This window comes from Leifsonia sp. 2MCAF36, from assembly GCF_052115525.1.
Lineage (GTDB): Bacteria > Actinomycetota > Actinomycetes > Actinomycetales > Microbacteriaceae > Leifsonia.
The window spans coordinates 290515-313360 of sequence record NZ_JBFRGV010000001.1 but is presented as its reverse complement, the minus strand read 5'-3'; the positions used below and the strand labels follow the sequence as shown (position 1 = coordinate 313360).

At 66.7% G+C, this 22846-nt stretch carries 19 protein-coding genes; 13 read left to right on the top strand and 6 right to left on the bottom strand.

Features of this window, described 5'->3' with window-relative positions:
• The first annotated feature begins 38 nt into the window (after window positions 1-38).
• Window positions 39-1547 (top strand): sulfatase family protein, encoded by a 1509-nt coding sequence (locus AB4079_RS01460; protein ID WP_441785499.1) that lies wholly within the window; start codon window positions 39-41, stop codon window positions 1545-1547.
• A gap of 138 nt (window positions 1548-1685) precedes the next feature.
• Here the strand turns inward: AB4079_RS01460 and AB4079_RS01455 are convergent, their stop codons facing one another.
• The 5 genes from AB4079_RS01455 to AB4079_RS01435 form a co-directional block, all read right to left on the bottom strand.
• On the bottom strand, window positions 1686-2474 hold the full coding sequence (locus AB4079_RS01455) for an ATP-binding cassette domain-containing protein (protein ID WP_441785498.1): 789 nt from the start codon (window positions 2472-2474) through the stop codon (window positions 1686-1688).
• Window positions 2471-3571, bottom strand: a complete 1101-nt coding sequence (locus AB4079_RS01450) for an ABC transporter permease (protein ID WP_441785497.1) — start codon at window positions 3569-3571, stop codon at window positions 2471-2473. Before AB4079_RS01450 ends, AB4079_RS01455 begins: the two co-directional genes overlap by 4 nt.
• A 90-nt stretch (window positions 3572-3661) precedes the next feature.
• Window positions 3662-4681 (bottom strand): substrate-binding domain-containing protein, encoded by a 1020-nt coding sequence (locus tag AB4079_RS01445; RefSeq protein ID WP_441785496.1) that lies wholly within the window; start codon window positions 4679-4681, stop codon window positions 3662-3664.
• A gap of 131 nt (window positions 4682-4812) precedes the next feature.
• Window positions 4813-5907, bottom strand: coding sequence for a transaldolase family protein (locus tag AB4079_RS01440; RefSeq protein WP_441785495.1), 1095 nt, complete (start codon window positions 5905-5907; stop codon window positions 4813-4815).
• Window positions 5904-6317 carry a tautomerase family protein gene (locus AB4079_RS01435; RefSeq protein WP_441785494.1) on the bottom strand — a complete coding sequence of 138 codons (414 nt, stop codon included), beginning with the start codon at window positions 6315-6317 and terminating at the stop codon, window positions 5904-5906. Before AB4079_RS01435 ends, AB4079_RS01440 begins: the two co-directional genes overlap by 4 nt.
• 133 nt (window positions 6318-6450) lie before the next feature.
• On the opposite strand from AB4079_RS01435, the gene AB4079_RS01430 reads away from it, so the two are divergent.
• From AB4079_RS01430 to AB4079_RS01390, 9 genes are all read left to right on the top strand, one after another.
• Entirely contained in the window at window positions 6451-7893 is a 1443-nt protein-coding gene (locus AB4079_RS01430; RefSeq protein ID WP_441785493.1) for a sugar porter family MFS transporter, read from the top strand.
• Between the two features lie 76 nt (window positions 7894-7969).
• Window positions 7970-8944 carry a 5-dehydro-2-deoxygluconokinase gene (gene iolC, locus AB4079_RS01425; RefSeq protein WP_441785898.1) on the top strand — a complete coding sequence of 325 codons (975 nt, stop codon included), beginning with the start codon at window positions 7970-7972 and terminating at the stop codon, window positions 8942-8944.
• On the top strand, window positions 8931-9851 hold the full coding sequence (locus AB4079_RS01420) for a class I fructose-bisphosphate aldolase (RefSeq protein ID WP_441785492.1): 921 nt from the start codon (window positions 8931-8933) through the stop codon (window positions 9849-9851). The genes iolC and AB4079_RS01420 overlap by 14 nt, the downstream gene beginning before the upstream one ends.
• Before the next feature lie 11 nt (window positions 9852-9862).
• A complete protein-coding gene (locus tag AB4079_RS01415) occupies window positions 9863-11401 on the top strand; it encodes a CoA-acylating methylmalonate-semialdehyde dehydrogenase (protein ID WP_441785491.1) in 1539 nt (512 codons plus the stop codon).
• A gap of 19 nt (window positions 11402-11420) precedes the next feature.
• Window positions 11421-12332 carry a 5-deoxy-glucuronate isomerase gene (gene iolB / locus AB4079_RS01410; protein WP_441785490.1) on the top strand — a complete coding sequence of 304 codons (912 nt, stop codon included), beginning with the start codon at window positions 11421-11423 and terminating at the stop codon, window positions 12330-12332.
• A complete protein-coding gene (gene iolD / locus AB4079_RS01405) occupies window positions 12329-14239 on the top strand; it encodes a 3D-(3,5/4)-trihydroxycyclohexane-1,2-dione acylhydrolase (decyclizing) (RefSeq protein WP_441785489.1) in 1911 nt (636 codons plus the stop codon). The genes iolB and iolD overlap by 4 nt, the downstream gene beginning before the upstream one ends.
• Window positions 14240-14276: 37 nt before the next feature.
• Entirely contained in the window at window positions 14277-15221 is a 945-nt protein-coding gene (locus AB4079_RS01400; RefSeq protein WP_441785488.1) for a sugar phosphate isomerase/epimerase family protein, read from the top strand.
• Window positions 15222-15258: 37 nt separating this feature from the next.
• Complete coding sequence (locus tag AB4079_RS01395; RefSeq protein WP_441785487.1) at window positions 15259-16287, top strand: Gfo/Idh/MocA family protein; 1029 nt, start codon at window positions 15259-15261, stop codon at window positions 16285-16287.
• A gap of 9 nt (window positions 16288-16296) precedes the next feature.
• Window positions 16297-17166 (top strand): sugar phosphate isomerase/epimerase family protein, encoded by an 870-nt coding sequence (locus tag AB4079_RS01390; protein WP_441785486.1) that lies wholly within the window; start codon window positions 16297-16299, stop codon window positions 17164-17166.
• Between the two features lie 16 nt (window positions 17167-17182).
• Here AB4079_RS01390 and AB4079_RS01385 read toward each other — a convergent pair whose 3' ends face one another.
• Window positions 17183-17941, bottom strand: a complete 759-nt coding sequence (locus tag AB4079_RS01385; protein WP_441785897.1) for a GntR family transcriptional regulator — start codon at window positions 17939-17941, stop codon at window positions 17183-17185.
• A gap of 217 nt (window positions 17942-18158) precedes the next feature.
• Between AB4079_RS01385 and AB4079_RS01380 the strand changes: the two genes are divergently transcribed.
• From AB4079_RS01380 to AB4079_RS01370, 3 genes are all read left to right on the top strand, one after another.
• Window positions 18159-19946, top strand: a complete 1788-nt coding sequence (locus AB4079_RS01380) for a family 43 glycosylhydrolase (RefSeq protein WP_441785485.1) — start codon at window positions 18159-18161, stop codon at window positions 19944-19946.
• 238 nt (window positions 19947-20184) lie between these two features.
• Window positions 20185-21747: an ABC transporter substrate-binding protein gene (locus tag AB4079_RS01375; RefSeq protein WP_441785484.1), complete on the top strand. Its 1563-nt coding sequence runs from the start codon at window positions 20185-20187 to the stop codon at window positions 21745-21747.
• Between the two features lie 54 nt (window positions 21748-21801).
• Entirely contained in the window at window positions 21802-22743 is a 942-nt protein-coding gene (locus AB4079_RS01370; protein WP_441785483.1) for an ABC transporter permease, read from the top strand.
• Window positions 22744-22846: the final 103 nt, after the last annotated feature.

Here is a 22846-nt window from a genome sequence, read left to right as displayed (position 1 = left end):
CTGTGACATCTGCAAGCACGACTCCAGGGGAGAACACCATGGCCCGGCCCAACATCATCTTCATCATGTCCGACGACCACGCCGCCCACGCGATCTCGGCCTACGGCAGTCGAGTGAACCGCACGCCGAACCTCGACCGGATCGCGGACGAGGGGATGCGCATGGACGCCGTCTACTGCACCAACTCGATCTGCAGCCCGTCGCGCGCCACCATCCTCACCGGCACCTACAGTCACGTGAACGGGGTGTCCTCGATCTGGACGGAATTCGATTACCGGGTTCCGACCTTCATCGACGTGCTGCAGGGGAGCGGCTACAAGACGGCGATGTTCGGAAAATGGCACCTCGGAGAGCACGGGAGGTCGTTGCCGAAAGGCTTCGACGCGTGGACGATCTTCCCCGGCCAGGGCGACTACGTCGATCCGGAGATGATCGACGAGAACGGCACGGTCACAGTGCCCGGGTATGCGACGGACATCGTCACCGACCTTTCGATCGACTGGATGGACGGGCTCGCGGACGACGAGCCGTTCTGCCTGATGGTCCACCACAAAGCACCGCACCGACCCTGGATCCCGGACGAGAAGCACAAGCACCTCTACGCGGACGGGCTCATCCCGGAGCCGGAGACGTTCTTCGACGACTACGAGACCCGGAGCAAGGCCGTGCGCGGTGTCCACATGACGATCGCCGACGACATGGGCGCAGATGACCTGAAAACCGAGGTGCCCGAACATCTGCGCGGTCCCGAGAACCGTGAAGCGCGCATGAGCTGGAAGTACCAGATCTACATGCGCGACTACCTCCAGTGCATCCAGTCCATCGACGACAACGTCGGACGCCTGCTCGACCACCTCGAGGAGACGGGCCGGGCAGAGAACACGCTGATCGTCTACACGTCGGATCAGGGATTCTTCCTCGGCGACCACGGCTGGTTCGACAAGCGGCTGATGTTCGACCAATCGCTCCAGATGCCCATGCTGGTCCGCTGGCCCACTGTGATCGAGGCGGGCAGCCGATGCGAGGCGACCATCACGAACGTGGACTTCGCGGCCACGTTCCTCGACGCGTGCGGAATCGACCCGTCGGCCGAACTCGCCACCTCGCAGGGGCGCAGCTTCCTGAAACTGCTTCGTGGCGAGACGGTGGAGGACTGGCCGGACGCGATGTATTACCGGTACTGGGAGCACGACGACCCGATCCATGCCGCCCCCGCTCACTACGGCATCCGCACAGCCGATCACAAGCTGATCTACTACTACGGAGCAGGCCTCGGTGTTCCCGGGTCCTCGGACCTGATTACCGAGCCCGAATGGGAGCTCTACGACCTCAACAGCGACCCGGCAGAAGTCAGGAACGTCGCTGACGATCCGGCCTACGCCGAGGTCAGACGGGGACTCGAGGCGAAGCTCGCGGAGTATCAGGATCGTTACCAGGACGAACCGTACGTCGGACCGCGCACTCCTCGGCCCGAATGGGGTCCGTACGATTTCGAACTCTTCGAACGCGTGCAGCAGTACGTCGAAACGGTCCGGTCGAGCAGCTGAGCCGCTCCTCGACGGGCCGGAAGCCTCGAAGGGCTGATCGAGGGGATCGTGTCCGAGTTCGGGCGCGCAGACATCCCGCTGAACAACACGCCGGCCTCTGCCGGGGCGGCGGCGATCGGGCCGCCGCCCTCCCGGCATCTACACCTCGGCCAGGCCCTCGCGATAGCTGCGCACTCCGTCCGCTCCGCCGACGACCGCGGCCGTGAGCTCGTCGACCGAGGTATCTTCCCGCCGGACGTCGAGGATCTTGCGCCCGTGGTTCATGACGATGTGCCGGTCGCAGACCTGGTAGGCGTGGTGCAGGTTGTGGGTGACCAGGACGCTGGACACCCCCTCCGATTTCAGCTGGCGGAGGTAGGCCAGCAGCGCCTCCGTCGCACGCACCGCCAGAGCGCTGGTCGGCTCGTCGAGGATGAGCAGTCGTCGCTTGAAGTGGACGGCTCGCGCGATCGCGACGGCCTGAGCCTGGCCACCGGACAGCGAGCTGACGAGCTGCTTGGAGCTCTTGATGCCCTCGATGGTGACGACCGAGTCGAGGATGTCCGTGGCGATGGCGTCCATCTGCTTGAGCTTCATGAAGCCGAGACGGTTGGTGACCTCGCGGCCCATGAAGATGTTGCGGGTGATCGACAGGGACGGGACGAGCGCCGAGTCCTGAAAGATCGTCTCCACCCCGTTCTCCTCGGTGACCCTGCGATCGACTCGCGGGATCGGGGCGCCGTCCCAGTAGTACGCGCCGCTCGAGTAGGGAACGACGCCGGACAGGATCTTGACGAGCGTCGACTTGCCGGCGCCGTTGTCGCCGAGAAGGCCGACGACTTCGCCCTTTCCGACGTCGAAGCTCACGTCGCGCAGGACGGTGTTGGCGCCGTAGGTCTTGGTGATCCCCTCGACGCGGAGCAGGTAGTCGTCGGTGTCCACGGTCACGATGCCTTTCCTTCGAAGAGCTTGTTGGCGACGGCCGCGACAACGATGAGCAGGCCCACGAAGAGCTGAACGTAGAAGCCTGGTGCGTTGGCGAGGATGAGGCCGTCCTGGATGAGCTGGATGAGCGCGGCGCCGATGACCATACCGATGATGGATCCGCGTCCGCCGTTGAGAGAGCACCCGCCGACGACAGCGCCGGCGACGGACATGAGGGTGTACGTGTCCGTCGTCCCCGGCTGGATGCTCGTGGTGCGGACGGCGGTGATGACCCCCGCGATCGCGACCAGTGCGCCGAGGAGCGCGAAGGAGAGGAGCTTGATTCTGGCCGGGTTGATCGAGATCGCTTTCGCGGCTGCGGCGTTTCCGCCGACGGCGAAGATGGCGTTTCCGGTCTTGTGCCGGTGGAGGAAGAGCCAGCCGGCGACGCCGATCACCGTCAGCCAGATCAGCTGCGACCGGACGAAGCCGAGGTCTCCGGCGAAGACGGTCGTCGTCGTCCCGTCTGCGGAGAGGATCGCGGGCATCGTCCCGTTGAAGACGAACGCCATACCGGTCCAGAAGAACCCGAGCCCGAGCGTTGCGATGAAGGACGGGATCTTGGTGATGACGACCACGAGCCCGTTGATGAGCGCGATCGCCGTCCCGGTGGCGAGTGCTGCGAAGAAGCCGGCGACCCAGCCGGCCGCATTCGCCGTGTGGACGAACACGATGGCCGAGAGGCCGAAGTTGGCGCCCAGGGAGAGGTCGAACTCTCCGGCGATCATGAGGATTCCGGTCCCGATGGCGAGGATCGCGTACACCGGTATCGACTGGAAGATCACGCCCTGCAGGTTGGCCGGGTCGAGGAAGGGGAACGAATCGGGCGCGACCACCGCGGCGATGCAGAAGCCGAGGGTCACGACGAGGGTGATCAGGCCGATCTCGAGGGCGCCGCGACCGCGGATGTAGCGGATGCTCTCGAAGAACTTGCCCGAGAGGGTGTCCGGGACGTTGTCGGCGAGCCGGGTCCGCGCGGCGGCTGAGATGGGGGCGGTTGCCGGTGCCGTGAGCACATGGGTAGTGCCGGGAGGCTCGGGAGTCGGGGTATGAGTCGACACGGTTTGTCCTTCGGAAGTGGCCTGCCGGCCAGTAGGTGAATGAGAAGCGGTGCACGGGAGGTCGGGGGCGCCTCCCGTGCACCGGGCCGGTCAGTAGCGAACGCCCTGGAGGTCTTTCGCCTCGAGGAAGGTGACGTTGTCCTTGGTGATGAGTCCGTTACCGCCGGAGTTGATGTCTGCGGCCGAGAGACCGAAGTCGATCTTGAGGACCCCCTGCATCACCGACTGGAAGCCCTGCACGTAGCCCTGCTGGTCGGCGGTCGCGAGTTCGCGTCCGCTCTTGATGGCGGCGATCACCTGGGGGGAGGTGTCGAAGCCGAGGATCGGCACCTTCACTCCGGCCGCGTCTTCCGCCGCGACGGCGTTCCGGTTCGGGGTTCCACCGAGCGGGACGATGGCCTTGACATCCTTGTGCGCGGTCAGCCAGGTGGTCATGGCGTCGAGCGCGTCGGAGTCGGTGCCGGAGGTACGGAGGTAGATCCCCTTGACGCCCTTGGCGTCGAGAGCCTGCTGTACGCCGCCACCGCGCTGGATCGCGTACGGCTGGCTCGGCTCTTCGGCGGGCAGGAGGACCGTGTCGCCGGAGGACAGGTTGGGGACGTCCTTCAGGAGCTGCTGGCCGAGGATCTTTCCGACCGCGGTGAAGTCCTGACCGACGAAGCCGTCGACGCAGGCTTTGCCGTCGTCGGGCGCCGGGACGTTGTAGGCGATGACACTGATGCCGGCTTGGTGGGCCTCGCACGCCTGCTTCACCCACTTCTCTCCCGAGTTGAATGGGATGAACATGAGGGAGGGCTTCTGGGCGATGGCCGCCTGGATGAGGTCGACCATTTTGCTGTCGTCGCCGGCAGCCGTTTGATTCACCATCTTCAGACCGCCGAGCTTGGCGGCGTCGTCCGCTCCTTTCTGGATCTGCGCCCAGAAGACGTCGCTTGCTGCGTTGTAGTAGGTGAAGAAGTACGCCTTGCGGTCGGCGGAGCGCTTTCCGAAGCCGTCGTCGAGACCGTTCGCGCTCGGCTTCGCAGTGGAGCTGCAGGCGGCCAGCAGGAGGGCTGCGGTGCTGGCGATCGCCAGGACCGCAAGCCCACGTCGGGTGTTGATGAGTTTCACTTCGCTGTGTCCCTTCTCACCGGTCGAGGGGGCGACCGGGTTCGCATCGTTGCTGAGGGAACCATAGGGCGCATTACATCCTGTCGTCAATATGTCCGGACAAACCTATTGAAGATTGCCGCCGTGCACCGTCACGGCGCGGGGATCAACACGTCTCGCACCAGCGCGTCCAGGGCCGCGTCGGCGTCGAGGAACTGCCTGAGCGTGATCCTCGTCGCTCCGAAGTCGTCGAATTCGTCGATCGTCATCCCGTCGGGCTCGTAGGCTCGGCGGAAGTCGGGGAATCGCCGGGTGAGAGTGTCCAGGATCTCCGGATCCACGGGTCGTTCGATACGGGATTCCACCGGAAGGTCATTGTCGTTGACCAGCCTCTGCCAGTCGAACGGGGGAGAGACGACGAGGTCGCCGCCCACGAGCTCCGACCACTGCAGCGCACTACGGAAGGCGGCGGACAGGATGCGCGAACGGTACCCGCGTTCGCCGAAGATCGCATAGGCCCGCTTGAGTGCCGCGACGCCCGCCCAGTCCAAATGGCCGGGATCGACGAGGATGCGCTCTCGTGCGGCCACGGTCTTCAGCCAGTCATCGAGTCGTCCACCCATGATCGTGACCACGGAGCCGAATTCCCGTTCGGGGAGGCCGTCGGTCGCGCGCCGATCAAGGCCGCGTTCGATGGCTTCCGCCGCCTGCACGGCCTGGGGGACGGTGAACGAGACGGTCACGTTGATGCTCACGCCGCGGTAGGTGGCCTCTTCGATCGCGCGAATACCGACCGCTGTGGCGGGGATCTTGACGATGATGTTCTCGGCGAGCGCCGAGAAACGGACGGCCTGTTCGACCAGAGCGTCGGCATCGCGGTGCAGGCGCGGGTCGGTCTGAATCGAGAGTCGACCATTCAGTCCTTCCGATGCGCGGAAGGTCGGAAGCAGCAGTTCTGCCGCCTCGATGGAGAGCTCCTCGACGACGCGCCAGCCGATCTGCGACTCGCCCCAGGTGGGGTTCTCGGCAGCGATCGCCGCGATCCGCGGCTGCCACCGCTGGAGGTTCGCCCTGACGACGGAGAGAGCGATCACGGGATTGCAGGTCGCGCCGACCGCGCCGAACTCGATCGACTGCCGGAGTTGCGCGACGTCGGCGGAGTCGTTCCAGAGCGCGGTCTGCGGGTACTGCTCGGCGGCGCGCCGCAAGGTGCTGGCGACAGCGACGGCGGGGGCGGTGGCCGTCATGCGCCTGCCGCCGACGGTACGGCGAGTTCGCCGGTGAGGTACTGCGAGCGGCCGAAGCCGAACGACCAGTCCTCTGGGCCGTTCTCCACGTACCCGATGAACACGTCCTCACCCCCTACGCCGACGCCCTCCAGGCGCTGCGCGATCTCGGCGAACAGGCTCTGCTTGGCCTCCACAGTGCGGCCCCGCTGTGTGAAGATCTGGATCATGACGACGCCGTCGCTGCGTTCGAAGCCCAAGCCCGCGTCCTCGGCGATGATCGAGCCGGCCGGGCGCTCGGCGACGATCTGGAATCGGTCGCGCGGGGGGATGCGGTATTGGGCGACGATCGCGTCGTGGATGGCGTCCGCGATCGCGCGGATCTCGGCCGGCGGCCGGCCTTCGTTGAGTTCGATTCTGACCAGGGGCATGCGTGTCTCCGATGTGGGTTTCGGCGGATAGTTGTTGCATCTACTCTGACACATTGATAGTTTGTCCTGTCAAGCGTACTAATTAGTTTCACAACGCCGCTCAAGGTCGAGACCGGAAAGGTGCCAGACGCACATGTCCCACATCCCCACCACCGCAACGGTGGCCAGCAAGGCCCTCCCGCCGCTCGGCGACGATCGTCGCTTCAACCGCCGCGTCGGTGTCATCGCGGTCATCGCCACGTTCGGCGGACTGCTGTTCGGATATGACACCGGCGTGCTGAACGGCGCGCTGAGCTTCATCGTCGATTACTTCCACCTCAATGCGGTGCAGGAGGGGCTCATCACCTTCCTGCTCCTGATCGGGGCGGCGCTCGGCGCCCTCGTCGGCGGTCGGATCGCCGACACGTTCGGCCGCAAGCGCACCATCATCGTGCTGGCTGTCATCTTCTTCATCGGTGCGGTCGCCAGCGCCTTCTCGCCCACTTACGGGATCTTCCTCGTCTCCCGGTTCATCCTCGGCCTCGCCGTGGGCGGCGCTTCGGTGACCGTCCCCGTGTACCTCGGCGAAGTCGCGCCGTTCGAGAAGCGCGGTGGGCTGGTCAGCCGCAACGAACTGATGATCGTCGGCGGCCAGTTCCTGGCCTTCCTCTGCAATGCGATCATCGGCAACATCTGGGGCGGTAACGCGGACGTCTGGCGCTACATGCTGACTATCGCGGCCCTCCCCGCGATCGCGTTGTTCGTCGGCATGCTGCGACTGCCGGAGAGCCCGCGATGGCTGGCATTGAAAGGCCGAAACGACGAGTCGCTGGCCGTCCTGAAAGACCTGCGCCGACCCGAGCGGGCGGTCGCGGAGCATGCCGAGATCGTGCAGCTGATCGAGGACGAACGGGAACTGACCGAGAATTACAGCGCGTGGGGCGAGATCAAGTCGCAGCCCTGGATCAAGCGGCTGATCGTCATCGGAATGGGCATCGCCGCCTTCCAGCAGCTGACCGGGATCAATTCCATGCAGTACTACGGCACCCAGGTGCTCGAACAGGCTGGTTTCACCCGGAACTCCGCGCTCATCTTCAATGTGCTCATCGGGCTGATCTCCGTCATCGCGATGCTCATCGCCCTGCCGCTGCTGAACAGGTTCAATCGGCGCGGAATGATGCTGTTCGGCTTCACCGGCATCCTGATCGCCCACCTGCTCGTCGGAATCTTCGGGATCGCGCTGCCGCAGCACAGCCCGATCCGCGCCTGGCTTCTCCTCATCTGCATCCTGCTCTTCGTGGGTCTGATGCAGGGCACCATCGGCCCGCTGGCCTGGCTGATGCTGTCGGAGATCTTCCCGCTGCGACTGCGTGGCGTGGCGATGGGCTTCGCGGTGCTGGTGCTGTGGGTGACCAACTCGATCATCTCCTTCGCGTTCCCCTCTCTGGTCGCCGCGCTGGGCTTCGGCACCTTCCTCTTGTTCGCCTTCGTCGCCGGGCTCGCGCTGCTCTTCGTCGGGGTGGCTGTGCCGGAGACCAAGGGAAAGACGCTGGAGAGCCTGGAGGAGCACTTCAAGCGCCTCTATGCATCGTTCTGACCTTGTAAGTTTGATAGAACATAGGATGAGACTCGTGACCGATCAGACCACCCCCTCGCCGAAGGAGCTGCACGCAATGACCGCACCACGCGCGTCGTCCTCCTTCGACCTCATCACCGTCGGCCGCATCGGAGTGGACATCTATCCGCTGCAGGACGGGGTGGGGCTCGAGGATGTCGACACCTTCGGCAAATACCTCGGCGGCAGCCCGACCAACGTCGCCATCGCTGCTGCCAAGCATGGCCTGCGCTCCGCCGTCATCACGGCGACGGGGGACGACCCGTTCGGCCGCTACGCCCACCGCGAGCTGCGTCGACTGGGTGTCGACGACCGGTTCGTCGCGACGGTCCCCACGCTGAAGACGCCGGTGACCTTCTGCGAGATCTTCCCGCCGGACGACTTCCCGTTGTACTTCTACCGGGACCCGCTGGCGCCGGACCTTGCTATCACCGGCAACCAGCTGGATCTCGACGCCATCAGCGGCGCCCGGATCTTCTGGTCCACGGTCACCGGGCTCTCCCGTGACCCCAGCCGCACGGCACATCACATCGCCTGGGAGGCGCGCGGCCGCAAGCCGCTGACCATCCTGGACCTCGACTACCGGCCGATGTTCTGGACGGATCCGAGGCTGGCGACAGCCGAAGTCGGGCGTGCGTTGGCCAACGTCACCGTGGCGGTGGGCAATCGCGAGGAATGCGAGATTGCGATCGGTGAGACCGACCCGCACCGCGCGGCGGACGCCTTGCTCGACCGCGGCGTCGAGCTCGCGATCGTGAAGCAGGGGCCGCGCGGAGTGCTGGCGAAGACGCGCGAGGAGACCGTCGAGGTGGCGCCCTACTTCGTCGAGGTCGTGAACGGTCTGGGCGCAGGCGACGGTTTCGGCGGGGCGCTGTGCTACGGCCTGCTGCAGGACTGGTCGCTGGAGCGAGTGGTCCGGTTCGCGAACGTCGCCGGCGCCATCGTGGCCACGCGACGTGAGTGCTCGACCGCGATGCCGTCCACCGCGGAGGTCGACGATGTGCTGAAGGAGCTCGAGAATGTCCACAGCTGACCTGGTCAACCGCACCCAGCGACTCCTCGATGAGCGGGCGTTCGCCCGGCTGCGCGAGCTGCGCTACACCGATCCTGGAGCCGTCCGGTCCGCACTCGACACGCGGAGGCGCCGACCCCTGGTGCGGGGCGACGGACGCCTGTTCATCGTCGCCGCCGACCATCCCGCCCGCGGAGCGCTGGGCGTGCGGAAGGATGGCATGGCGATGGCGGACCGCTACGGCCTCCTCGAGCGGTTGGCGCTCGCGCTCTCCCGCCCGGGCGTCGACGGGGTCCTGGGGACCCCGGACATCATCGACGACCTCGCGCTGCTCGGTGCGCTCGACGACAAGATCGCCGTCGGCTCGATGAACCGTGGAGGCCTGCGCGGCTCCGTGTTCGAGATGGACGACCGATACACGGGCTACGACGTGCCGGCGATGGTCCGGGATGGGGTAGACGCGGCGAAGCTGCTGGTCCGCGTCAACCTCGAAGACGCCGCAACCGTGCGAACGCTGGAGAAGACCGCGGACGCCGTGACCGCGTCCGCCGCCGCCGGGCTGCCGATTCTGGTGGAACCGTTCATGAGTCGCTGGCAGGAGGGACGCATCGTCAACGACCTCACGGCCGATGCAGTGATCAACTCCGTCGCGATCGCCTCGGGCCTCGGCGCCTCCTCCGCCTACACCTGGCTGAAGCTCCCGGTCGTCGATGACATGGAGCGGGTGATGGCGGCCACGACTCTTCCGACGCTGCTGCTCGGCGGCGACGCCGACGGCTCGCCCGATCAGACCTATGCCTCGTGGGATGCCGCCCTCGGCCTTCCCGGAGTGCACGGACTGGTCGTCGGCCGGACTCTCCTCTACCCCCAGGACGGCGACGTCGCCCAGGCGGTCGACATCGCCGCCGGCCTGGTACATGGCCGTTGAAAGGAACAAACATGACCACCACCACCCCCGACACCGCTGACACCGCCCGCGACTCCGACCTCCCGGTCGTCTCGCACTGGATCGACGGCGCCGAGTACCCGTCGAGCAGCGGCCGCACCTCACCGGTGTTCGATCCGGCGCTCGGCGTGCAGACCAAGCGTGTGGCGCTCGCCGACCGGGCGGACATCGACGCGGCCGTCGCTTCGGCGAAGGCGGCGTTCCCCGGCTGGGCGGACCTCTCGCTCGCCCGCAGGCAAGCCGTCCTCTTCAAATTCCGTGAACTCCTGGACGCACGCAAGGGCGAGCTCGCCGAGATCATCACGAGCGAGCACGGCAAGGTGCTCTCCGATGCGCTCGGTGAGATCACCCGCGGCCAGGAGGTGGTCGAGTTCGCGACCGGACTGGCTCACCACCTCAAAGGCGAATACTCCGAGCAGGTGTCGACAGGCGTGGACGTCTACTCGACGCGCCAGCCGCTGGGCGTGGTCGGGATCATCTCACCGTTCAACTTCCCGGCGATGGTTCCGGCGTGGTTCTTCCCGGTGGCGATCGCCGCCGGAAACTCCGTGGTGCTGAAGCCCTCGGAGAAGGATCCGTCCGCGGCGATCTGGATCGCGAAGCTGTGGCAGGAGGCCGGACTTCCGGACGGCGTCTTCACGGTGCTGAACGGCGACAAGGAGGCGGTCGACGGGTTGCTCACGCATCCCGATGTCGCGTCCATCTCGTTCGTCGGGTCGACCCCGATCGCCAAGTACGTGTACGAGACCGGCACGGCGCACGGCAAGCGCGTCCAGGCTCTCGGCGGTGCGAAGAACCACATGCTGGTGCTGCCCGACGCCGACCTCGACCTCACCGCCGACAGCGCGATCAACGCCGGCTTCGGCTCCGCGGGCGAGCGCTGCATGGCCATTTCGGTGGTCGTCGCGGTCGAGCCCGTCGCCGACGCCCTGATCGAGAAGATCGCCGAGCGGATCGCCGGCCTGCGGATCGGCGACGGACGCCGGGGCTGCGACATGGGCCCGCTGGTGACGGAGCAGCACCGCGACAAGGTCGCCTCCTACATCGACATCGCGAAAGAGGACGGCGCCACCGTCGTCGTGGACGGGCGCGACGTGAACCCGGACGGTGACGCCGGCGGCTTCTGGCTCGGCCCGACTCTGCTGGACAATGTGCCAACGACGTCCCGCGCCTACACGGAGGAGATCTTCGGCCCGGTGCTCGCGGTCGTCCGGGTGGCGAGCTATGACGAAGGAGTGGCGTTGATCAACTCGAGCGCCTTCGGCAACGGCACCGCCATCTTCACGAACGACGGCGGTGCGGCCCGGCGCTTCCAAAAGGAGATCCAAGTCGGAATGATCGGGATCAACGTGCCGATCCCCGTCCCGGTGGCGACCTTCTCGTTCGGCGGCTGGAAGGACTCGCTGTTCGGCGACACGAAGGCGCACGGCGTCGAAGGCGTGAAGTTCTTCACCCAGCTCAAGGCCGTCACCAGCCGCTGGCTCGACCCGTCGCACGGCGGAATCAACCTCGGCTTCCCCGAGAACGACTGAGACCGGAGGCGACGACCTGATGGCAGAGCGCAACGAGTGGTTCTTCCCCCGAGGCTCGCTCAGCGAGAGCTGGTGGGAGTCGGCGGTGGATGCGTCCATCGCCGGCTGGCAGCACACCGGCCTCCGGGTGGCCGAGCTGGCCGGCAACACCGTCCAGCTGCCGCCTGGAGACGTCGAACGGATCGTCGTGCCGCTGGCCGGGTCGTTCGCGGTGGCACACGAGGGACGCAGCACTCGGCTCACCGGACGTTCCAGCGTCTTCGATGGCCCGACCGACGTGCTCTACGTGGGTCGCGGCAAGGAGGTCGCTGTCACCGGCTTCGGCCGGGTGGCTGTGGCGGAGGCGCCGACCGGCGTCGACAAGCCGTCCGCCTACATCGCACGTGAGGATGTCCCCGTCGAGCTCCGCGGCGCCGGCCAGGACACCCGCCAGGTCCACAACTTCGGAACCCCGGCCGTGCTCGACGCCGCTTCGTTGATCGTGTGCGAGGTGATCACGCCGGCCGGGAACTGGTCATCGCATCCGGCCCACAAGCACGATGAGGAGGTGCCCGGGCACGAGTCGCAGCTGGAGGAGATCTACTACTTCGAGGCGGCCCCGGCACGTTCCGTTACGGCTCCGCCCACCGCCGACGCCTTCGGCAGCTTCGCCACCTACCGCTCCGCGGCCGGGGACATCGAGACCAATGCGCTCGTGCGCACCGGCGACATCGCCCTCGTCCCGTTCGGCTATCACGGTCCGGCCGTCGCGCCGCCGGAGTACGACCTCTACTACCTCAACGTCATGGCCGGCCCGGGCGAGGAGCGCGTCTGGCTGGTCTCCGACGACCCGCGGCAGGCGTGGCTCCGCGACACCTGGGCCGACCAGGACACCGACCAGCGCCTGCCGTACCGGCAGGACACGCCGACCACCCAAGGAGTCACCCGATGACCACCCGCAGGATGACCGTGAGCCAGGCGCTCGTCGAGTTCCTCGCCAACCAGTGGACGGTCGACGGCGACGTGCGCGAACGCACTGTTCCGGGGATGTTCGGCATCTTCGGGCATGGAAACGTCGCCGGGCTAGGCCAGGCGCTCAAGCAGGCGAACGTGCAGGACCCGCACCGCATGCCGTACTACCAGGCCCGCAACGAGCAGGCGATGGTGCACCAGGCCGTCGGCTTCGCCCGCATCCACCGGCGCCGCGCGACGCTGGCGTCCACCGCGTCCGTCGGTCCCGGCGCTGCGAACATGCTTACCGGCGCCGCCTTGGCCACCGCCAATCGCCTGCCCGCCCTGCTCCTGCCTTCGGACACCTTCGCGACGCGCGTGGCCGACCCGGTACTGCAGCAGCTCGAGCACCCGCACGACCTCGGTGTGCAGGTCACGGACGCCTTCCGCCCGCTCTCCCGGTTCTTCGATCGCGTCCAGCGGCCGGAGCAGCTGTTCTCGATCGCGCTGGCCGCGATGCGGGTCCTCACCGACCCGGCCGAGACCGGCGCGGTGACCATCGCACTGCCGGAAGATGTGCAGGCCGAGGCATTCGATGTGCCGGAGGAGTTCCTCCAACCGCGGGAGTGGCACATCCGCCGACCGCTTCCGGAGCGGTGGGCCGTGCAGGCTGCGGCTGAGGCCATCCGCTCGGCCAAGCGGCCATTCATCGTGGCGGGCGGCGGCGTGCTGTACTCGTCCGCTGAGGACTCGCTTCGTGCGTTCGTCGAGCAGACGGGGATCCCCGTCGGTACCAGTCAAGCGGGCGGCGGGGCCCTCGCCTGGGATCACCCGCTGTACCTCGGCGGCGTGGGCGCGACCGGGACTAGCGCCGCGAACCGCCTGGCGGGAGAGGCGGATGTCGTCATCGGTATCGGCACCCGCTACAGCGACTTCACGACGGCCAGCCGCACCGTGTTCCAGGATGCCGGCGTCACGTTCGTGAACATCAACGTCGCCGCATTCGACGCCTACAAGCACGGCACCCAGCTGCCCGTGATCGCCGACGCCCGGGAGGCGCTGGACGACTTGCGCGACGCCCTCGTGGGCGCCTCGGTCGCCGGGGAGTACCGCGACCGCATCGCGGCCGAGAAGCGCGGCTGGGACGAGGTCGCGGAGCAGGCGCTCGCCCCGACCGGTGCGGAGTTGCCCGGGCAGCCCGAGATCATCGGGGCGGTCCAGCGCGCCAGCGCCCCGCGCGACGTTGTCGTCCAGGCCGCCGGATCGCTCCCGGGCGACCTGCACAAGCTGTGGCGAGTCCGGGATGCGCTCGGCTACCACGTCGAGTACGCCTTCTCGACCATGGGCTACGAGATCGCCGGCGGGATGGGCGTCAAGCGCGGGCTCGAAGCGCTCGGCGACGACCGCGACGTGATCGTGATGGTCGGCGACGGCTCGTATCTGATGCTGCACACCGAACTCGTCACGGCCGTCGCCGAGGGCATCAAGATCGTCGTCGTGCTCATCCAGAACGACGGCTACGCCTCGATCGGACACCTCTCCGAGACGGTCGGCTCGGACAGGTATGGCACGCGTTACCGCTACCGCGACCCCGCCGAACTGAACTTCGAACGCGGCGACTTCCTCCCCGTCGACCTCGCCGCGAACGCGCGCAGCTACGGGATCGACGTGATCGAGATCGCGCCGGGACGCGACGCCGTCGACCGGCTCTCCGAGGCGGTCACCGCGGCGAAAGCGTCCCCGACCTCCACCCTGATCCACATCGAATCCGACCCGTTCGTGTACGCACCGGACGGCGGAGGCTGGTGGGATGTACCGGTCGCCGAGACCTCCGAACTGGAGAGCACGCAGCGCGCCCGCAACGAGTACGTCGAGCAGCAGAAGAAGCAGCGCCCACTCCTGGGCTGACAGCTTGCCCCCCGCACCACCACGATCAAGGATGATGATGACTGACAGCGCACCAGACCAGCGACCGGCGGCCGGAACCGCGCCCGGCCTCCGTATCGGGACCGCGCCCGACTCCTGGGGCGTGTGGTTCCCGGACCACCCTCGACAGACTCCCTGGGAGAGGTTCCTGGACGAGGTCCAGGCCGCCGGCTACCACTGGATCGAGCTCGGCCCGTACGGCTACCTGCCCACCGATCCGCAGCGACTGCTCGACGAATTGGCCAAGCGCGACCTCCAGATCAGCGGCGGAACCGTCTTCACGGGCTTCCACAAGGGCCCGGAGCAGTGGGACCGAGCACTCGAGCAGGTGGAGAAGGTCGCCACCCTCACCCGCGCCGTCGGTGGCGAACACATCGTCGTCATCCCCGACCTCTGGCGGTCGGATGCGACGGGGGAGACCTTGGAGGCCCGCACGCTGACCGACGAGCAGTGGGAGACCCTCGCGGCCGGCCACGACAGGCTCGGCCGGCTCCTCCTGGACGACTACGGTCTCCGGCAGCAGTTCCACTCCCACGCGGACTCCCACGTGGGCACCCACCGCGAGGTCGAGCGGCTGCTGGCGCTCACCGACCCGCGCTACCTGAACCTGTGCCTGGACACCGGACATTTCGCCTATTACGGCGGCGACAGCGTGGCACTCATCAAGGAGCACCCCGATCGCATCGGCTACCTCCACCTGAAACAGGTCGACCCCCAGCTGCTCTTCGAAGTGCTGAAGAACGATGTCGCCTTCGCCGATGCGGCCATCGACGTCATGGTGGAGCCGCCAGCCGGAAGCCCCGATTTCGCGCCGATCATCGAGGCGGTCGCCGCCATCGACCCGGAGATCTTCGCGATCGTCGAGCAGGATATGCCCGGCGTCGACATCGACGTGCCGCTCGGCATCGCCACCCGCACGCGGGAGCACATCTTCGGCTGCAGCCCGCTCACGCGCATCCGCTGAGCGACCCTATTCACGACACAGGAAGAGACCACAGCATATGAGCACCACCAGCACGCCCGACCTGCGGGTCGGCGTCGTCGGCGCCGGGATGATGGGCGCGGACCACATCCAGCGCATCACCCGCGTGATCAGCGGAGCCACCGTCTCGGCGATCGTCGAGCCGGACGCGAGCCGCGCCGAGGCCGCCGCCGCGACCGCGCCGGGGGCGCAGGCCTTCGCCAGCATCGAGGACGCGCTCGACGCAGGCGCCCTCGATGCGGTCGTCATCGCCACGCCCGGGCAGTTCCACGAGCCCGTGCTGCTCCCGGCCCTGGAGGCGGACCTGCCGATCCTCTGCGAGAAGCCCCTGACGCCGGACAGCGCATCCTCGCTGCGGATCGTCCAGCAGGAGCGGAAGCTCGACCGGCCGCACATCCAGCTCGGGTTCATGCGGCGCTTCGACGAGGAGTACCGGCAGCTGCGAGAGCTGATCGCCTCCGCGGACGCGGGCGAGCTGCTCATGCTGCGCGGGGTCCACCGCAACCCGACGGTCCCCGACACGTACACCGAGACGATGCTGATCACGGACTCGCTCGTGCACGAGTTCGACGTGATGCCCTGGCTCGCCGGCTCCCCGATTCGCAGCGTGGAGGTGAAGCACCCGCGACGGAACGCCCTCTCGCCGGAGCACCTGCAGGAGCCGATCCTGGCGCTCATCGAGCTGGAGAACGGGGTGCTGGTGGATGTCGAGATGAACGTCAGCGAGCAGTTCGGCTACCACGTCGGCACGGAGGCCGTCTTCCAGACGGGTTTCGCCCGCATCGGGCAGCCGTCCGGATTGCAGCGCTGGGCGGACGGGCGGTTCTCGATCGCAGAGCACACGTCCTTCAAGACCCGCTTCGCGCGCGCCTACGACGCGCAGGTGCAGGCATGGGTGAACGCTGTTCGCGACGGCTCGCTCGTGGCCGGCCCGACCGCCTGGGACGGGTACCTGGTGGCGCTCGCCTGCGAAGCGGGCGTGCAGGCCCTGACCCAAACCGGTGCGGTCGGCGTCGAGCCGACCGTCCGCCCCGCCTTTTACGCATAGGAGACCGACATGGTGAAGATCGCCTACGACCCGACGCCGCTGCACCACGACTTCGCGCTCCTGGAGTTCCCGGACGTGGTCGCCCGGCTCGGCTACGACCAGCTGCACCTGACGCCGCACCCGGACTTCGCACCGTTCTTCCGGCACCCGAAGGCCGACGACGAGCTGGTCGCCGGGCTGAAGAAGCGGGCGGCCGACGCCGGTGTCTCGATCGCCGCCCTGCTGCCCGTGCAGAGGATCAGCTGGCCTGGCGAAGCCGAGCGGCAAGCGGCCGTGCGGAACTTCGCGCGCGTGATCGAACTCGCGGCGGAGCTCGAGGTCCCCGTGGTCAACACCGAGTTCAGCGGCCGGCCTGAGGAGTCGGAAGCGAGCGAGGCGTCGTTCTACCGCTCGATGGAGGAGCTCCTCCCGCTGCTCCACCGGGAGGGGATACGCCTCAACATTGACCCGCATCCCGACGACTTCGTCGAAGACGGCCTGGAGGCCTGGCGGATCATCCGAGGACTCAACGACCCGTCCGTCGGATTCGTCTACGTCGGCTCGCACACGTTCCACTACGGCGATCGAGCGACATCGCTGATCCCCGAGCTGGGCGACCGCCTGGGCGCCGTGTACGCCGCCGACACGTTCGATCACGTTCGCTCGCACGGCCTCCGCTACATCACCAATCCGCCGGGAAATGCGGTGCGAGTGCACCAGCACCTGGACATCGGTGACGGCGATGTGGACTGGCAGGAGCTGTTCGGCGCTCTGCGCGCCAGCGGATTCCTCGACCGTGACGACGCGCTCATCGTCTCCAACGTCTTCGCCGAAGACGAACGGGCGGAGGAGTCGGCACGATCGCAGCTGGTCAAGCTGCGGGAACTGATCGGCGCGTAGGTCCGGCGGCGCCAGGTCAGCGGTCGACGAGCGTGATTTCGAAGGAGTACAGGTCGGGACGGTAGCAGTGCTGGCCGTACTCGACCGCCCGGCCGGTCGTATCGAAGGCCGTACGGGTCATCGTCAGTACAGCGGCTCTTTTTCCAATACCGAGCAGGTCGCTCTCACGGGTTGTGGCCTCGCGTGCACCGATTCTCTGGTTCGCGATGCGCATGTTGACGCCGCGTTCGCGGAGCAGCTGGTAGAGGCCGTGCTCCTCGAGGTCATCGCGGCTGATGGTCGTGAAGTCGGTCGGGAGCGTGTTGTCGAGGATGGCCAGGGGTACGCCGTCGGCGGAGCGCAACCGGATCAGATGAAGCACCGGGGCGCCGACCTCGAGGTTCAACTGCGCCGCTTCGTTGTCGTTGGCAGGGCGGATGTCGTGGCTGATCACCCGGGTTTCCGGCGTCTGCCCGGTGCGCGACAGGTCTTCGTACAAGCTGGTGAGGTCGACATTGCGGGTCACCCTGCCGTGGACGACCTGGGTGCCGACGCCACGGCGCCGGACGAGTAGGCCCTTGTCGACGAGGTCCTGGATTGCACGGCGTACTGTCGGCCGGGACAGCGAGAGCCGCTGGGCCAGCGCGATCTCGTTCTCCAGTCGCGCTCCGGGCGGAAGCACTTCGTCGTGGATCGCCTGCTCCAGCCTGGTCGCCAGCTGGTAGTACAGGGGGATGGGGCTGTTCTTGTCGAGGTCGGCGAAAAGATCGCGGGGGAGCGGATGCTCGCCTTGCATCTGAGCCACGCGCCACCTCCGTAGTTTGTAAGAACAACCATACACGAAGCGCGCTTGTCGCGGTTACTGGACGCCCCCCTCGCAACGAAACATTGCCGACCCCGGCGTCCAGTTGGCAATCGATTGTCAACGTGTCGTCACGGTGTTAGCGTGAGGAGGCAGCAGCGCCCTGGTGACACCGCGTTCCGGGCCGACCCTTCGACGATGAGACGGACGAATGACGCGCATCCTGTGCAACCCCATGGATCTTGCCTACCGCTACCAGGACATCCGGTTCACCGGGGTGGTCGGCGGCTACACGTTGGGGCAGCCCAACCGTAACGTCCACCGGGAAGCGGCCGACCCGTCGCTCGTCCTCTATCAAGATCGGTATTACCTCTTCGCGTCGATGTCGCGCGGGTTCTGGCATTCAGACGATCTGTTCGACTGGGTCTACCAGGCTACCGACAGGCTTCCTCCCTTCGACTACGCACCCGACGTGCGCGAGGTGGACGGCGCTCTGCTGATCAGCGCCTCCCGGAAGGGGTCGAACTCGCCGTTCTTCCGCAGCAGCGACCCGCTCGCAGACGACTTCGAACAGGTGTCCGGGGGGCCTTTCCCGTTCTGGGATCCGAGCGTGTTCCAGGACGACGACGGGCGCATCTACCTCTACTGGGGTTGCGACGACGTCGACCCGGTCCGGGGTGTCGAGCTCGACCGGGATCTCAAGCCGGTGGGCGAACCTGTCGAACTCATCCGCTCCGACACCTCCGTCCGCGGGTGGGAACGGCTGGGCGAGAACTACGTGGTGCCGGAACCGCGGACCGAGCAGGAGCGCATGATCGCCTCATTCTCGAGCGGGGCACCCTATGTCGAAGGCGCGTGGATGACCCGCCACGACGGTCGGTATTACCTGCAATACGCCGCGCCCGCGACCCAGAACAACACCTACGCCGACGGCTACTACGTGGGCGAGCATCCGCTCGGCCCCTTCACCTACTCGACGAGCAGCCCCTTCTCTTCGAAACCCGGTGGATTCGCACCGGGCGCCGGCCACGGCAGCACGATCCAGGACAAGCACGGCAACTGGTGGCACGCAGCGACGATGCGCATCAGCGTGAACGGCGTGTTCGAGCGACGCTTGGGCCTGTTCCCCGCCGGCTTCGATGCCGACGGGGTCCTGACGTGCAACCAGAACTTCGGCGACTACCCGTTCGCAATCGAAGACGGCCCGTTCGACCCCTGGGCCAGGATCACCCCCGACTGGATGCTCTTGTCCTACCGGGCGCCGGTGACCGCCTCGTCGTCGGCCCCCGGCCACCAGCCGGCGCTGGCCGCTGACGAGGAAATCCGTACCTGGTGGGCGTCGGCAGGAGCTGGTCTCGGCGAGTGGGTGTCGGTCGACCTGGGCGATGTCTGCTCGGTTGCCGTGGTGCAAGTGAACCTTGCCGACCACGAATTGGCGCCGCTGGCGGAGCCGCTCGAGGAGGGAACGGATGGCGGCCACACTTGGCGGGGGATCTACCGGGAACACGTCCCTGCCCTCCTCCTCGTGGAGGGATCAGCCGACGGGAAGATCTGGGAGACGCTCCACGACGGGCGGAGAGACGGGGCCGATAGGCCGCATGCATGCATCACGCTCGATTCTCCGCGCGATCTCCGCCACGTCCGTGCCACCGCCGTGAGCCTGCCGTTCAACGGCGCGTTCGCGGTGAGCGGACTGCGCGTGTTCGGCCGGGCGGACATCGAGCTTCCGCCAGCAGCCTCGCCGACGGCGGTGCGCCTCGAGGCGCGAACTGCCCGCTTGACCTGGCCGGCGGTCGATGACGCTGTCGGTTACAACGTCCGCTACGGGGCGTCGCCGGACGCGCTCTACCGCAGCTGGCTGGTCTATGACCGCAACGATCTGGATATCCCCTCGTTGAACGCCGAGGAGGACACGTGGTTCGTTGTTGATTCCTTCAACAGCGCGGGCGTCACGCTGGGCGAGGCGGTCCGCGCGGTTTCCGCGCCTGACCGGCCCTGACATCGGGGTACCGGACGCGGGGTCGGTGCGTCCGATCGAAACTGACGACCTGGCGACTGGCAAGCGATTGCGTTGAACGGCCAGGCCATGCCGTACTGCACGGCACCGGATGCGGAGTGTCACAATTTTGGCAATCGGTTGACAGGCCATATCGACCGATGTTTTACTGCGAGTAGCAGAGATCGTCGGCCCTGGCAAGTAAGGGGTTGTCTCGGCCCCTCATCCAAAGGAGTATGAAGTGAAGTCGTTCCCCCCTCGGCGCCTGAAGGGCGTCGCCGTCATCGGAGCCCTGGCGGCCAGTGCCATGCTCCTCGTCGGCTGCACAGGTGGTACCACCGCAGCCCCCACCTCCACATCAGGCGCGAAGTCCGCCCCCGCTCCCGACATCAAGATCGCGGCCGTCTCGGCGCCCAACTCACTGGACCCCGCCCAGCTGGTCGACGGTCAGCAGATGTACGTGTGGTCCTCGATCTACGACACGCTGTTGGCACGCGACAGCAAGACCGGGAAGCTCATCCCGAACGCCGCCGAGAGCTGGAAATACAACAAGGACGGCACCGAGCTCACGCTGAAGCTGCACAAGGGAATGACGTTCAGCAATGGTGACCCGGTAACCGCGAAGTCCGTCGCCGCGACGATGCTGCGCGACAAGAACACCCCTGGCATCGTGCAGCCCCGGTACAGCCTCGTATCCGATGTGAAGGCCGTGGACGACCTCACCGTCAAGGTGTCATTCACGAGCTATGACGCCCAGTTCCTCGACCTGTTGCCCCAGGGCGCCGGGGCAATCGCCGACGCTGCCACCCTGAATGACCGCACCATCGCCACCAACCCGGTCGGCTCGGGGCCGTACACCCTCGACGTTGCGAACTCGGTGCCCGGTACGTCGTACGTGTTGAAGAAGCGCAAGGACTACTGGAACTCCGCCGCGTACCCGTTCCCGACCGTCACCGTGCGCGTTCTCCAGGATCCCACGGCGGCGTTCAATGCTCTGCAGGCCGGTGAGATCAACGTGGGGACCGTTCAACAGCAGGTCATCCCGCAGCTCGATAAGAGCAAGTTCACCATCAACAACATCCCGGCGCAGGCGGTCGCCTACCTCGACATCCTCGATCGGGGCGGCAAGAAGATCCCCGCGCTCGGCAATCTGAAGGTTCGTCAGGCGATCAACTACGCCATCGACCGTCCAGGCGTCCTGAAGGGCATCTACTCCGGCGTCGGAGTGGTCACCGAGCAGGTCTTCAACCCGGCGGGCGCGGTATATGACAAGTCGCTCAACAACACGTACAAGTACGACCCGAAGCTGGGCAAGAAGCTCGTGGAAGAGGCCGGGTTCGCTGGAACGACCCTGAAGATCCCCAGCACCTTCCTCACGACATCTATCGAGCCGACGCTGTCGCAGGCGTTCTCGGATATCGGCCTCAAGCTTCAGTGGGTGGCTGTACCGCCGCAACAGGCCCAGTCCGCGCTCCAGTCAGGTGAATACGGCTTGACGTTCCAGATCACGGGGTTCAACTCGGACGCCGCCGACGCCTTCACCCACTACAGCGTCAATGGCGACCGCAATCCGCAGCACTTCACGGACGCCAAGCTCGATGGCTTCTTCAAGACCATCAACTCGACGGTCGACCCGGCTGCAGCCGTTCCCGCATACAAGGAACTGAACAAGTACGCGGTCGAGCAGGCCTGGGAAGCGCCGATCGTGTTCGTCGGAGGGACGTACGCGACCGCTGACGGGATCAAGGTCGTGAATTACGGTGGGGCGCCGCCCACCGTGCGGACCTTCTCTTTCGGCGGCTGATTCGACCACGGGGGGCGGGATCACAGCCCGCCCCCCGCACTCGATAGGAATCACATGATCCTCTACATCGCTAAGCGACTGAGTGCAGGAATCGTCCTCGCCGTTCTGGTCACCTTCCTGACCTTTCTTCTTCTCAGCACCTCCTTCCAGGACGTCGTGCGGACCATCCTCGGTCCCTCGGCGACGCCGGAGACCGTCCGCGGCATGATGGCCGCAAAGGGCTGGGACCGCCCTGTCGTCGTCCAGTACCTCGACTGGCTCTCCCATGCGGTGCGCGGTGACTTCGGCGTATCGGTCTACACCTCGCTTCCCGTCGGGCCGTCCGTGCTGCAGCATCTCGCCGTCACGCTGTCGATCATCATCCCCGCCCTCGTGTTGACCGGGATCATCGCCACCCTCCTGGGGGTATGGGCGGCTTCGCGCGGCGGAGCGGCCGACCGTTTCGCCCAGGGCATCTCGCTCGTCGGCTACCTGGTTCCGGGGCTTCTGCTAGCAATCGGACTCGTCGTCATCTTCGCGGTGCAGCTGAAGTGGCTGCCGGCCACCGGCTTCACACCTCTCACAGAGGACCCGTCGGCGTGGCTTCGAAGCATCACCATTCCGGTCATCGTGCTCATGATCGGCGGGATCGCCAACATGGCCGCGCAAGTCCGCGGACGGATGATCGACGAGCTCCGTCAGGACTACGTCCGAACCCTCCGCACGCGAGGGATCTCCACGCGGGCGATCGTCTTCAAGCACGCGCTCCGCAACGCCGGTAGCCCAGCGCTCACCGTGTTCTCGCTCGAGTTCATCCAGATGTTCGGCGCGGCACTCATCATCGAGAACGTCTTCGCGCTGCCGGGCTACGGAAGCTACGCGTTCAACGCGTCGCTGCAGGGCGACATCCCGGTCATCCTCGGCATCACGGCCTTCGGGGTGCTGCTGGTGGTGGTCGTCAATCTGCTCACCGATCTTGTCAACGGCTGGCTCAATCCGAAAGCGAGGGTCCGATGACCCTTCCGAACGATCCTTCGATCGATCCAGAACCTCCCCTGCAGGCGACCACGGCAACTTCCCAGGCGGCGGAGTCGAACGTACGGCGGAGCACTCCGCCGAG

Coding starts and splice junctions, on each gene's coding strand:
- AB4079_RS01460 (WP_441785499.1), top strand. CDS start 39: ATGGCCCGGCCCAACATCATCTTCATCATGTCCGACGACCACGCCGCC.
- AB4079_RS01440 (WP_441785495.1), bottom strand. CDS start 5,907: ATGACGGCCACCGCCCCCGCCGTCGCTGTCGCCAGCACCTTGCGGCGC.
- AB4079_RS01435 (WP_441785494.1), bottom strand. CDS start 6,317: ATGCCCCTGGTCAGAATCGAACTCAACGAAGGCCGGCCGCCGGCCGAG.
- AB4079_RS01430 (WP_441785493.1), top strand. CDS start 6,451: ATGTCCCACATCCCCACCACCGCAACGGTGGCCAGCAAGGCCCTCCCG.
- iolC (WP_441785898.1), top strand. CDS start 7,970: ATGACCGCACCACGCGCGTCGTCCTCCTTCGACCTCATCACCGTCGGC.
- AB4079_RS01420 (WP_441785492.1), top strand. CDS start 8,931: ATGTCCACAGCTGACCTGGTCAACCGCACCCAGCGACTCCTCGATGAG.
- AB4079_RS01415 (WP_441785491.1), top strand. CDS start 9,863: ATGACCACCACCACCCCCGACACCGCTGACACCGCCCGCGACTCCGAC.
- iolB (WP_441785490.1), top strand. CDS start 11,421: ATGGCAGAGCGCAACGAGTGGTTCTTCCCCCGAGGCTCGCTCAGCGAG.
- iolD (WP_441785489.1), top strand. CDS start 12,329: ATGACCACCCGCAGGATGACCGTGAGCCAGGCGCTCGTCGAGTTCCTC.
- AB4079_RS01400 (WP_441785488.1), top strand. CDS start 14,277: ATGACTGACAGCGCACCAGACCAGCGACCGGCGGCCGGAACCGCGCCC.
- AB4079_RS01395 (WP_441785487.1), top strand. CDS start 15,259: ATGAGCACCACCAGCACGCCCGACCTGCGGGTCGGCGTCGTCGGCGCC.
- AB4079_RS01390 (WP_441785486.1), top strand. CDS start 16,297: ATGGTGAAGATCGCCTACGACCCGACGCCGCTGCACCACGACTTCGCG.
- AB4079_RS01385 (WP_441785897.1), bottom strand. CDS start 17,941: ATGCAAGGCGAGCATCCGCTCCCCCGCGATCTTTTCGCCGACCTCGAC.
- AB4079_RS01380 (WP_441785485.1), top strand. CDS start 18,159: ATGACGCGCATCCTGTGCAACCCCATGGATCTTGCCTACCGCTACCAG.
- AB4079_RS01370 (WP_441785483.1), top strand. CDS start 21,802: ATGATCCTCTACATCGCTAAGCGACTGAGTGCAGGAATCGTCCTCGCC.